This window comes from Mesorhizobium sp. B2-3-12, assembly GCF_006442205.1.
Classification (GTDB): domain Bacteria; phylum Pseudomonadota; class Alphaproteobacteria; order Rhizobiales; family Rhizobiaceae; genus Mesorhizobium.
This window is the reverse complement of record NZ_VFVR01000006.1, coordinates 386,164-397,776: the sequence shown is the minus strand read 5'-3', so window position 1 is coordinate 397,776 and position 11,613 is coordinate 386,164. Positions and strand designations below refer to the sequence as shown.

Sequence of the window (11,613 nt, the reverse complement as noted above, 5' to 3'; positions counted from 1 at the left end):
AATGCCCTTGTTCGATAGGATGCAAAACTGTTCGCGATGTCCTCGCACACCTGTTCGCGATGTCTCCGGTCCAAACAAAGGGGAGAAGGGAAGGCGCCATCTGGCCCTACACGTGACCATCATAAACGGCTAGTTTGCCCTTCATGAACCAGCACGCCAAGCTCAGCATCGGACATTCCGCCTGTCCGCATGATTGCCCGTCGACCTGCGCGCTCGAAGTCGAGTTGCTCGACGGCAACCGCATCGGCCGCGTTCATGGCGCCAAGGCCAACAGCTATACGTCCGGCGTCGTCTGCGCCAAGGTCGCGCGCTATGCCGACCGTGTCCATCATCCCGATCGTCTGCTGAAGCCGCTGGTGCGCAAAGGGGCCAAGGGCGATGGCGTCTGGCAGGAAGCAAGCTGGGGGGCCGCGCTCGATCTCGTCGCCGAGAAATTCATCGCGGCCGAGGAGAAGTTCGGCTCGGAGACGGTCTGGCCCTATTACTATGCCGGCACGATGGGGCTGGTGCAGCGCGACGGCATCGACCGTTTGCGGCATGCCAAAAAGTATTCGGGCTTCTTCGGCTCGATCTGCACCAATCTCGCCTGGACCGGCTGGATGATGGGGGCGGGCGCCTTGCGCGGTCCGGATCCGCGTGAAATGGCCAAATCCGACTGCGTGGTGATCTGGGGCACCAATGCCGTAGTCACGCAGGTCAATGTGATGACCCATGCCATCAAGGCGCGCAAGGAGCGCGGAGCCAGGATCGTCGTCATCGACGTCTATGAAAACGCCACCATGAAGCAGGCCGATATGGGCCTTGTGCTGAAGCCGGGCACCGATGGCGCGCTGGCCTGCGCGGTCATGCATGTGCTGTTCAGGGAAGGCCTGGCCGACCGCGCCTATCTCGAAAAATACACCGATGATCCGAAGGGGCTCGAAGCGCATCTCGGCACCCGCACGCCGGAATGGGCGGCCGGGATTACCGGCTTGACGGTCGCCGAGATCGAAGCCTTCGCCCGCCTCGTCGGTACGACGAAAAGGACCTATTTCCGCCTTGGCTACGGCTTTGCCCGCCAGCGCAACGGCGCCGTCAACATGCATGCCGCCTCCTGCATCGCCGCGGTCACCGGCGCCTGGCAATATGAGGGCGGCGGCGCCTTCCATTCCAATTCCGGCATCTTCAAGCTCAACCAGGATGTGCTGGAAGGCTCCAGGATGCGCGATCCCTCGATCCGCTATCTCGACCATTCGCGCATCGGCCCGGTGCTGACCGGCGCCAGCGATGCGCTCTATGGCGGACCGCCGGTGACGGCCATGCTGATCCAGAACACCAATCCGGTGAATGTCGCGCCCGAGCAACGGCTGGTGAAGCAGGGCTTCCTGCGCGACGATCTGTTCGCCTGCGTGCACGAGCAGTTCATGACCGATACGGCCAAGCTCGCCGATGTCGTGCTGCCGGCGACGATGTTCCTCGAACATGACGACGTCTACAAGGGCGGCGGCAACCAGCACATCACGCTCGGCCCTAAGCTGATCGAGCCGCCGGAAGGACCGCGCACCAACCATTTCGTCATCGAAGAACTCGGCAAGCGCCTGGGCGTGTCCGACCGGCCCGGCTTCGGCCTCACCGAGCAGCAGCATATCGACATCATTCTGGGCAAGCGCGGGCTGGGCAGTTTCAATTCCTTGAAGGAAGAGAAGTGGGTCGATTTGCAGCCGGATTTCGAGACCGCGCATTTCATCGAAGGATTTGGCCATGCGGACGGCAAATTCCGCTTCCGCGCCGACTGGACCGGGCAGGCGGCTCCCAACCGGCCACCGAAGAGCATGGGCCTGTTCGGCCCGGTGGCGCTGCTGCCGGAGTTTCCCGACCATGTCGACCTGATCGAGGTGGCCGACGAGGCGCATCCGTTCCGGTTGACGACCTCGCCGGCGCGCAACTTCCTCAACTCGACCTTTGCAGAGACACCGGTGTCGAAGGAAAAGGAAGGCAGGCCGGTGCTGCTGCTGCACCCAGACGATGCGGTGGACCTTGGGCTTGCCGATGGCGACCGTGTCGAGGTCGGCAATCAGCGGGGCGACCTCGTGCTGCACGCGAAATTCTTCGACGGCATCAAGCGCGGCGTGGTGATCGCCGAAGGCATCTGGCCCAACAGCGCCCATGAGCGCGGCGAGGGCATCAACGTGCTGACCGGCGCCGATGCCCCCGCGCCCTATGGCGGCGCCGCGTTCCACGACAACAAGGTGTGGCTGCGCAAGGCGGGCGAACTGGCGGCCTAGCCGGTCAGGGATCTTCGATCGTGCATCTGGCGAGGCAGCAACAACAGCAAATATCGGCGGTGCGCCGTGCATAGCTGAAAAGATAATATTGTTGAGACTTCAGCGAGGGCTATGTGTCGCGAAATTCAGGAGTGGTTCGAAATAATTTCGCTTTGAGATGGATAGACCTTCAGCTCATTTGCAAGAAACATTAAAATATTTTGTATATGGTTATAGAACGAAATGGAAATTGCCATGTGAAAAATCGCAAAAAAAGCAAAATAGAGAAATATCTCTTGGGAGTTTATACCTGTTATCAGAAAATATATCCAACCTAGAAAGGATAAAATCAAAGCAGGATATGATATCCACGTTCCACTATTCACAAATGAGCCGTCTATAAATTTACCCGTCCTATTTTCGATAAATTCTCCCTTGAAGGTCGTTATGTTTCTGTATAATCCCGCTTCAATCCAGAATTTCTTGTTAATGTTGTCTAAGCGCAATCTAATTTTTAGGATGCTGTGATTTTTCTTCGCATCGAGAATTTTAGAAAATAGATCTTTTTCTGATAAATCATATTTAAAATCCTCGACCATTCTTGGGAGGACCAAAATTCTTAGGAAATTGCTATATTTGAGAGGCTCCATGAAGCTCCGCGTGGTCTCATTTACGAAATACGAAGTCTCGCACAAATTTCCAGTTTAAGGCTACGATTTTGCATCTGGGCTTTGCAACACCCTTTAGGGGCGCTTTGCGCAAGCTCACCACCGCCACCCAATATTCTGGCTCTGCCGGCCGTGGCTGGCGGTTTCCCATTCGACCGTAAATGGGCTCCAGTTGGGGCCGCCACCCACCCCAACCTGGATCCAACATGGCGGCGCTTGTCGGCGCCATGCTAGAGCAATCCCAGGAAAGTGTATAACGGTTTTCCGTCCGGAATTGCATAAAAACAAAGGGTTAGAGCGGTTCAGCGATTCCACCAAACGCTGAACCGCTCTAGCGAAGGAATCGCCGGCATGTTGCTGAAGACTGTGCTGGGATAAGGCAGGCCGCAAATCACACCGGCAGGGTTTCAGCCGCCTTTTTCCTGTTTTGCCGCTGGCGGATGTCGTCGGCCACCGCCTGGGCCTCGATGCCGATTTCGCGCAGCAGCCCGGTGACCGCATTGTGGAAGCCGACCAGATAGAGGCCGAGATCCGAAGCGCGCGCATTGACGCCGCTCGGGCCGGGCTCGACGCCGGGTTCGAGGAATTTGGCATAACCTGGCCGGTAGCCGGTGGCGAAGAGGATGGCTTCGAATTCGCCTTGGCTGCCGTCGGTAAAACGGGCGCCACGTTCCGAAATCCCGGCGATATCGGGCGCCACCTTGATCGCGCCTTCGCGGATCTTGGCGACGGTTCCGACATCGATCACCGGGATGCGCGACGCCAACGAGATCTGTTGCAGCAGCCCCTGCTTCGGCCGCCTGAGCCCAAATTTCTCCAGCCTGCCCAGCACCAGATCAAGGATGACCGGGAACAGCGCGTCATTGAGGCGCCGCGGCCCGAACCGCGTCGCCATGCCAACCATCTGGATCGGCACGCCGAACAACTCGCGCGGCACGATATGGACGCCGCCGCGCACCGAGATCGTCGGCCGGGCGCCGGCTTCCGCCAGATCGAGCGCGATCTCGGCGCCGGTATTGCCCATCCCGACGACCAGCACCGACTGGCCGGCAAATGGCACGGCGTTGCGATAGTCGGCGCTGTGCAGCGTCTTGCCCTTGAAGGCGTCGATGCCGGCGAATTTGGGCAGCAACGGTTCGGCATTGTAGCCGGAGGCGATCACCACATGCCAAGCGTGCAAGGCGCCGGACGTCGCTTCCACCCGCCAGCCGCGGCCCTGCCGGGTGATCGCCCGCACCGTCTCTCCGAAGCGGGGCTCGAGGCCGAAACGCTTCGCATAGGCGTCGAGATATTCGACCACGAGATGGCGCGGCACATAGCGCGGATAATCCTTGGGGAAGGGCACGAAGGGCAGTGAGGAATAACGCCTGGTCGTGTGCAGGTGCACGCGCTCATAGTGGCGTCGCCAGGCCGGCGCGGCCTGCTGCTCCTTTTCGAGCATGACAAAATCCACCCCGGCTTGCCGCAGGCACGCGGCAACCGCCAGGCCCGCCGGCCCGGCACCGATGATCGCGACCGTGGTGCTGTCCTGCAACAACCGGCCTCCGCCTCCATTCGCCGGCGCACAATGTCAGAAACCCGGCGGCGGCGCCACCGGCATCCAGGCAGCGGCTTGCAACTTGAAGGCCCCCCCTTTTCGCGGCATTTACCGGGGGAAAACGCCCGGAAAAGGCTGAAATCCCTGATCTCCCATGACGCTGCGGCAAGACTCAGCTAGCCTCCGTCAGGCGGCGGACCTGATATCCGCCTGGCCGGCGCTATCAGATTACCTCCCAAGCGGCGCCGGCCTTCTTCCCCAGCGCTGAATTAGCTTTCATTAAATTTGGACTATCCGCGCTTGCCGTAGGTTAGGCTCTTGCTGACATGATTGCGGCCGGCTTGGGGTGGTGCGGGACCGTGGATGCGCGGACGGAACTGGATAAAGGCGTTGCGGCAGGACGAAGCGCGGCAGGTGCGCGCACGCATCGCTGAACTCGAACAAAACCTGACGTCCGCCTCGGCTCAGAACCGGCAGCGGCGCCAGGAGGCGGGCCATGAACTGCGCAATGCCAAGTTCCGCCTCGAGCGCCTCGAGGAATGCATCGCGGCGATGGGTTGAGGCCGACCCGGCCATTCTTCTCCCGAAGGCACCGTTCACTGGCCGGCAATGCCGGTGTTGACGACGGCAATGGTTCGATCCGCTCCGGTCGCCTTTGTCGGTGGCAGTTTGTTGTCGCAGGCCGAGAGAGCCAAAGCGACGAGCGCGAGGATCAGTCCTGGCTTTTTCATCGCTACCTCCTCCACCTGAGAACGAGGTGCTGCCGGTTTGGTTGCCGCCCTTGCCGAGGGAACAAATTGCCCTGCCTTCGGTTGATCCAGCGAAGGAGGACCGCCGCATGATCCGTTTGCTTCTGGTTGGCACGCTTGCCCTTGTCACTTACCGTCTCGCCCGCAAGATGATCGAAGAGGTGCCCGACAGTGTCGATCCGCTGCTGCTGCCGGCGCCTAAGAACGACCGCGAAGCGCTGCGCCGGCAGTCGGCGGACATGGGCGTTGATCCGAAACGCTGAGCTTTCCACTCCGCCGAATTGGCACAGTTGCTTCCTTGTTGCGAACAAAGCGGAAACGATGCTTGATGGGCGATGAACCTCGCCGCCCATGATTCGACCTTTGTGGACTCGACCGTCCAGCCGGCCTATCTCGCCCGGCTGAACGACGCCCAGCGTCAGGCCGTCGAGCATGGCGACGGCAAGGTTGCCGGCCCGCTGCTGGTCATTGCCGGCGCTGGCTCCGGCAAGACCAACACGCTTGCGCACCGCGTCGCCCATCTGATCGTCAAGGGAGCCGACCCGCGCCGCATCCTGCTGATGACCTTTTCGCGGCGTGCCGCGTCCGAAATGGCCAGGCGCGTCGAGCGCATCGCCGGCGAGGTGCTTGGCCGCGATGCCGCTGTCATCACGGATGCGCTCACCTGGGCCGGCACCTTTCACGGCATCGGCGCGCGGCTGCTGCGCGATTATGCGCTGGAGATCGGCCTTGATCCGGCCTTCACCATTCACGATCGCGAGGATTCCGCCGATCTGATGAACCTCGTGCGCCACGAACTCGGCTTTTCCAAAACCGAGGCGCGCTTTCCGACCAAGGGCACCTGCCTTGCCATTTATTCGCGCGCCGTCAACGCGCAGGCGCCGCTCGGCGAGGTGCTCGGATCCGCATTCCCCTGGTGCGCCGGCTGGGCCGAGCAGTTGAAGCAGCTGTTTGCCAATTACGTCGAGGCCAAGCAGGCGCAGAACGTGCTCGATTACGACGATCTGCTGCTCTACTGGGCGCAGATGACGGCCGAGCCTGAGATCGCCACGCATCTGGGCGGGCGTTTCGACCATGTGCTGGTCGACGAATACCAGGACACCAACCGGCTGCAGGCCTCGATCCTGATGGCGCTCAAGCCTGATGGCGCGGGTCTCACCGTGGTCGGTGACGACGCGCAGTCGATCTATTCGTTCCGCGCCGCCGAAGTGCGCAACATCCTCGATTTTCCCCGGCAGTTCGCCCAGACCGCCGATGTGGTGATGCTGGAGCGCAATTATCGCTCGACCGAGACCATTCTGGCTGCCGCCAATGCGGTCATCGGCCAGGCATCGGAGCGCTTCACCAAGAATCTGTGGTCGGAACGCAAATCCGCCGACAGGCCGAGACTTGTGAGCGTGCGCGACGAGGTCGAGCAGGCGAACTTCGTCTGCGACGCCATCCTGGCGGAGCGCGAGGCCGGCACCGCGCTGAAATCGCAGGCTGTGCTGTTTCGCACCTCGCATCACAGCGGCCCGCTGGAAATCGAGCTGACGCGGCGCAACATTCCTTTCGTCAAGTTCGGTGGCCTGAAATTCCTCGATGCCGCCCACGTCAAGGACGTGCTGGCGGTGCTGCGCTTTGCCGAGAACCCGCGCGACCGTGTCGCCGGTTTTCGTGTGTTGCAGCTCTTGCCAGGCATCGGTCCGTCCGCCGCCGCGCAGATCGTGGAAACCATGACGACGGCGCTGGACGAGGCGATGGGCCTGGCCGGCTGGCGCCCACCGCAGCGCGCCGCCGACGACTGGCCGTCTTTTGTATCGCTCTATTCCGGCTTGCGGGCCGGCGCCAAATGGCCAGCCGATCTCGAACAGATCAGACTGTGGTACGAACCGCATCTGGAGCGCATCCACGAGGATGCGATCACTCGCCGGGCGGACTTGCTGCAACTGGAGCAGATCGGGTCGAGCTACGCCTCACGCGAACGCTTCCTGACCGAGCTGACGCTCGACCCGCCGGATGCGACCAGCGACCAAGCCGGGCCGCCGCATCGCGACGAGGACTATCTGATCCTGTCGACCATCCACTCGGCCAAGGGCCAGGAGTGGAAGAACGTCTTCGTGCTCAACACCGTCGACGGCTGTATTCCGGCCGATCTCGGCGTCGGCACCAAGGAGGACATCGAGGAGGAGCGCCGGCTGCTCTACGTGGCGATGACCCGGGCCAAGGACAGCCTCAACCTGGTCATGCCGCAGCGCTTCTTTCCGCACGGCCAGGCGGCGCGCGGCGACCGCCATCTCTATGCCTCGCGCACCCGCTTCATCCCGGCCTCGATCCTCGCTGCATTCCAGCAGATATCGTGGCCGGCCGCACAGGCGGCGCAGGGCAGGGCAGCCCGGCCGGAGGTGCGCGTCGATATCGGCGCGCGCATGCGCGGCATGTGGAAATAGCGGAAGTCATGGAGCGGCCGCCGGTCCGGATTGCCATCGCTGGCGCGCTGGGCCGTATGGGCCGCCAGATGGCGGACGCCGTGCTCGCCGATGCGCGTCTGGCGCTTGCCGCCCGCTTTCACCGCCCAGGCAGTGTCGGCGACGGGCTGGTCAGCCGCGACGAGGCGCTCGGCCTGGCCGATGTGGTCATCGATTTCACCACACCGGCCGCATCGGCTGAACTGGCCAGCGTCTGCGCAAGGCGCGGCGGGCCAGCACTGGTGATTGGCTCGACGGGCTTCGATGCCGGCGAACTGGCTGATATCGCCGATGCCGCGAGAACCATCGCCGTCGTGCGCTCCGGCAGTTTTTCGCTCGGGCTCAATATGCTGGTCGGTTTGGTCGGGCAGGCGGCGCGGGCACTCGGCCCTGACGACTGGGATGCCGAGATTTTCGAGGCGCATCATCGCCAAAAGATCGATGCCCCGTCGGGCACCGCACTGATGCTGGGGCAGGCTGTTGCCAGTGGCCGCGGCGTCGAACTGGATACCGTGGCCAGGCGCGTCCGCGACGGCGTCACCGGCGCGCGGCCGGCGGGCGAGATCGGCTTGGCGGTGGCGCGCGGCGGCAGCATTGTCGGCGAGCACAGCGTCTCCTTCTGCGCCGAAGGCGAGACCGTCACCGTGTCGCACTCGGCCGGCGACCGCATCATGTTCGCGCGTGGCGCCATCGCCGCGGCGCTCTGGGTGGCGGGCCGCACTCCCGGCGAATACGACATGCGCGACGTGCTTGGTTTCGGCACGGTCTGATCGGCAATTCCGCGAGAATTCATCAAACAGCCTCTAAAACGGCTGAAAGCCAGCTGAAAGCTTGGCCATGCCATGACGGTTTTGTGGCGTCCGCCACGTGACCGGTACGGGAGCGGCCGGCAGGAGGAAATGCGGCGCGGCCCGATTGGCCCGCCGCCCAGGTGGAGGAAATTACGTGACCGGTTTGATCTCGAAGTGCATCTTGCGTTCGGCGGCGCTGACGCTTGCCCTAGTCGCCACGGGCGCGACCGCGGCGTCGGCCGCGGACAAGATCACCATCATCGTCGGCGGCATGGAGAAGCAGATCTACCTGCCCGCGGTGCTCACCCAGCAGCTCGGCTATTTCAAGGACGAGGGGCTCGACGTCGAGCTGGTCAACTCGCGGGCCGGCGTCGAAGCCGAGAACGAATTGCTGGCTGGCGCCGTGCAAGGCGTCGTCGGCTTCTATGACCACACCGTCGACCTGCAGTCGAAGGGCAAATACATCCAGTCGATCGTCCAGTTCAGCCAGGCCCCAGGCGAAGTCGAACTGGTCTCGGCCAAGCACCCGGAAATCAAGTCGCCGGCCGACTTCAAGGGCGCCACGCTCGGTGTCACCGGCCTCGGCTCCTCGACCGATTTCCTGACCCAGTATCTCGCCGTCCGCAACGGCCTGAAGCCCGGCGACTACACGCTTCTGCCGGTCGGTGCCGGCAACACCTTCATCGCCGCTGTCAAGCAGGACCAGATCCAGGCCGGCATGACCACCGAACCGACGATTGCCAAGCTGCTTTCGACCGGCGAGGCCAACATCCTTGTCGACATGCGCACGCCTGAAAAGACCAAGGAAGCGCTGGGCGGCGACTATCCGGCGGCATCCTTCTACGTCCAGTCTTCCTGGGTCGAAGCCCACAAGGACGAGGCACAGAAGCTCGCCAATGCCTTCGTCAAGACGATGAAGTTCATCGCCGGCCATTCGGCCGAGGAGATCGCCGACAAGATGCCGAAGGACTATTATGCCGGCAACAAGGACCTCTATATCAAGGGGCTCGCCGGCGGCAAGGCGATGTTCACGCCCGACGGGCGCATGCCGGCGGATGGCCCGGAGACGGTTCTGAAAGTGCTGTCGACCTTCTCGAAAAGCCTGCAGGGCAAGCAGATCGACCTCTCGAAAACCTTCACGACTGAATTCGTCGACGCCGCCAAGTAGGCGGCCGCAACAGACGCGGACTCTCTCCGCGCCTGTTGAAAAACAACACCTTGCGCCGGCTGCCTGAATCAATTCGGCAGCGGCGCCTCCCCGGGTGCCGATGAACGGCGAGCCCATGGGCCGCCGGTATCCCAGCACCACCGCCACAGGAGTGTGCCATGCAATTACAAACCATGGCGGCGCAGAAGCTGTCTCCAGCCGCGCCGCCGGCCGATGCCGCCATCGCCATCGACGACGTGACGTTGCGCTTCGTCACGCCCGACGGCCACATGATGACGGCGATCCGCGATTTCACCATGACGGTGGCGCGCGGCGAGTTCGCCTGCGTCGTCGGGCCAACCGGCTGCGGCAAGTCGACTACGCTCAACCTCGTCACCGGCCTGCTGCGGCCAACCACCGGCAATGTCCGCGTCATGGGCAATCCTGTCACCGATATCAGCCGCGACATCGGCTTCGTCTTCCAGGCGGACGCGCTTTTCCCCTGGCGCAGTGTGATCGACAATGTCGCCGCGGGTCCACTCTATCGCGGCACGCCGAAGGCCGAGGCCTACGACAAGGCGCGCGACTGGATTGCCCGCGTCGGCCTCGCCCGCTTTGAAAAGCACTATCCGCACCAGCTTTCGGGCGGCATGCGCAAGCGCGTCGCGCTGGCCCAAACCTTCATAAACCAACCCAAGATCCTGTTGATGGACGAGCCGTTCAGCGCGCTCGACATGCAGACGCGCACCGCCATGCAGGACGAACTCTTGGGCCTGTGGTCGGAACAGAAATCCTCCGTCGTCTTCGTCACGCACGACCTGGAGGAGGCCGTGGCGCTGGCCGACAAGGTTTATGTGCTCACCGCCGGGCCTGGGACCGTCAAAAGTGTCTACCGCATCGACCTGCCGCGTCCGCGCGTCATGGCCGACATACGCTACGACCCGAAATTCGTCGAGATCGCCAAGGTGATCTGGAACGATCTGCGCGAGGAAGTGCAGCTCGGCCAGAGCCGTGGCCTGCAAACCGGCCATTGAGAGGGGAACGACATGACAGCCATCTCTCCGGCGGCCGACAGGGCCGCCACGCGCGAAACCTCGATCGCCATCGCCGAGGCCCGGGCGCGGGCGCGGCTGCGCCGGCGCCATGCCCTGGTCATCGGTCTGCGGTTCGCGATCCTGATCGTCTTCCTTGGCCTGTGGGAACTTGGCGCCGACTACAACATCATCGACCCGTTCTTCTTCGCCAGTCCGTCGGGTATCTGGGAGCAGATCTGGTCGTGGATCACCGAAGGCACCTCGCAGGGGCCGCTCTGGCTGCAGATCTATGTGACGCTGGAGGAAACCTTCCTCGGCTTCGTCATCGGTGCGCTCGGCGGCATCGCCGCCGGCATCATCCTTGGCCGCAACCGGCTGCTGGCGGATGTCTTTTCGATCTACATCAAGATCGCCAATTCCGTGCCTCGCGTCGTTCTGGGCTCGGTGTTCATCATCGCGCTCGGTCTCGGCATGGCGTCCAAGGTGGCGCTCGCCGTGGTGATGGTGTTCTTCGTCGTTTTCGCCAACGCCTTCCAAGGGGTTCGCGAGGCCGACAGGGCGATGATCGCCAACGCCCAGATCCTCGGCGCCTCGCCCTTCCAGATCACCCGCACCGTCATTATCCCGTCCGCGATGAGCTGGATCCTGGCCAGCCTCCATGTCAGCTTCGGCTTTGCCCTGGTCGGCGCCGTGGTCGGTGAATTCCTCGGCGCCAAGCAAGGCATGGGCCTGCTGATCTCGACCGCGCAGGGCGCCTTCAATGCCAATGGCGTCTTCGCCGCCATGATCATCCTGGCCGTCATGGCGCTGGTGGTGGAATTCATCATCACCCGCTTCGAGAATTATGTCGTCAAGTGGCGGCCGGCCCCGTTCAACGAGCAGGGCGCTTGATTTTGTTCTGAGAGAAGTACGAGCCCCGCGCTTGACGCGGGCTCGGGCTAGAGCAATTCCAGGAAAAGTGTGTAACGGTTTTCCCGGGAGAAGCGCGTAGCGCTTC

10 protein-coding genes are annotated in these 11,613 nt (G+C 62.8%); 8 read left to right on the top strand and 2 right to left on the bottom strand.

What is annotated here, in order from left to right; genetic code table 11:
* The first annotated feature begins 143 nt into the window (after positions 1-143).
* Positions 144-2,264: a molybdopterin oxidoreductase family protein gene (locus tag FJ948_RS19800; protein WP_140707279.1), complete on the top strand. Its 2,121-nt coding sequence runs from the start codon at positions 144-146 to the stop codon at positions 2,262-2,264.
* Positions 2,265-3,302: 1,038 nt separating this feature from the next.
* On the opposite strand, the gene FJ948_RS19795 is transcribed toward FJ948_RS19800, so the two are convergent.
* Positions 3,303-4,445, bottom strand: coding sequence for an NAD(P)/FAD-dependent oxidoreductase (locus tag FJ948_RS19795; RefSeq protein ID WP_140707277.1), 1,143 nt, complete (start codon positions 4,443-4,445; stop codon positions 3,303-3,305).
* Between the two features lie 366 nt (positions 4,446-4,811).
* Here FJ948_RS19795 and FJ948_RS19790 point away from each other — a divergent pair, with 366 nt between their 5' ends.
* Positions 4,812-5,009 (top strand): hypothetical protein, encoded by a 198-nt coding sequence (locus FJ948_RS19790; protein ID WP_140707275.1) that lies wholly within the window; start codon positions 4,812-4,814, stop codon positions 5,007-5,009.
* A gap of 35 nt (positions 5,010-5,044) precedes the next feature.
* Here the strand turns inward: FJ948_RS19790 and FJ948_RS30920 are convergent, their stop codons facing one another.
* The gene (locus FJ948_RS30920; protein WP_263491497.1) at positions 5,045-5,179 is read right to left on the bottom strand and encodes a hypothetical protein; all 135 of its coding nucleotides are present in this window, start codon (positions 5,177-5,179) and stop codon (positions 5,045-5,047) included.
* A gap of 107 nt (positions 5,180-5,286) precedes the next feature.
* Between FJ948_RS30920 and FJ948_RS30305 the strand changes: the two genes are divergently transcribed.
* From FJ948_RS30305 to FJ948_RS19765, 6 genes are all read left to right on the top strand, one after another.
* The gene (locus tag FJ948_RS30305; RefSeq protein WP_181173723.1) at positions 5,287-5,460 is read left to right on the top strand and encodes a hypothetical protein; all 174 of its coding nucleotides are present in this window, start codon (positions 5,287-5,289) and stop codon (positions 5,458-5,460) included.
* Between the two features lie 72 nt (positions 5,461-5,532).
* Positions 5,533-7,626 carry an ATP-dependent helicase gene (locus FJ948_RS19785; RefSeq protein ID WP_140707273.1) on the top strand — a complete coding sequence of 698 codons (2,094 nt, stop codon included), beginning with the start codon at positions 5,533-5,535 and terminating at the stop codon, positions 7,624-7,626.
* A gap of 8 nt (positions 7,627-7,634) precedes the next feature.
* Positions 7,635-8,414 (top strand): 4-hydroxy-tetrahydrodipicolinate reductase, encoded by a 780-nt coding sequence (gene dapB, locus FJ948_RS19780; RefSeq protein WP_140707340.1) that lies wholly within the window; start codon positions 7,635-7,637, stop codon positions 8,412-8,414.
* Between the two features lie 184 nt (positions 8,415-8,598).
* The gene (locus tag FJ948_RS19775; RefSeq protein WP_246677558.1) at positions 8,599-9,603 is read left to right on the top strand and encodes an ABC transporter substrate-binding protein; all 1,005 of its coding nucleotides are present in this window, start codon (positions 8,599-8,601) and stop codon (positions 9,601-9,603) included.
* A 158-nt stretch (positions 9,604-9,761) separates the two neighbouring features.
* Positions 9,762-10,616 (top strand): ABC transporter ATP-binding protein, encoded by an 855-nt coding sequence (locus FJ948_RS19770; protein WP_140707269.1) that lies wholly within the window; start codon positions 9,762-9,764, stop codon positions 10,614-10,616.
* A gap of 12 nt (positions 10,617-10,628) precedes the next feature.
* Entirely contained in the window at positions 10,629-11,507 is an 879-nt protein-coding gene (locus tag FJ948_RS19765; protein WP_140707267.1) for an ABC transporter permease, read from the top strand.
* Positions 11,508-11,613 lie beyond the last annotated feature (106 nt).

Excerpts from the sequence above, each read along its gene's own strand:
- FJ948_RS19790 (WP_140707275.1), top strand. The coding sequence starts at position 4,812 with ATGCGCGGACGGAACTGGATAAAGGCGTTGCGGCAGGACGAAGCGCGG.
- FJ948_RS30305 (WP_181173723.1), top strand. The coding sequence starts at position 5,287 with ATGATCCGTTTGCTTCTGGTTGGCACGCTTGCCCTTGTCACTTACCGT.
- FJ948_RS19785 (WP_140707273.1), top strand. The coding sequence starts at position 5,533 with ATGAACCTCGCCGCCCATGATTCGACCTTTGTGGACTCGACCGTCCAG.
- FJ948_RS19770 (WP_140707269.1), top strand. The coding sequence starts at position 9,762 with ATGCAATTACAAACCATGGCGGCGCAGAAGCTGTCTCCAGCCGCGCCG.
- FJ948_RS19800 (WP_140707279.1), top strand. The coding sequence starts at position 144 with ATGAACCAGCACGCCAAGCTCAGCATCGGACATTCCGCCTGTCCGCAT.
- FJ948_RS19765 (WP_140707267.1), top strand. The coding sequence starts at position 10,629 with ATGACAGCCATCTCTCCGGCGGCCGACAGGGCCGCCACGCGCGAAACC.
- FJ948_RS30920 (WP_263491497.1), bottom strand. The coding sequence starts at position 5,179 with ATGAAAAAGCCAGGACTGATCCTCGCGCTCGTCGCTTTGGCTCTCTCG.
- dapB (WP_140707340.1), top strand. The coding sequence starts at position 7,635 with ATGGAGCGGCCGCCGGTCCGGATTGCCATCGCTGGCGCGCTGGGCCGT.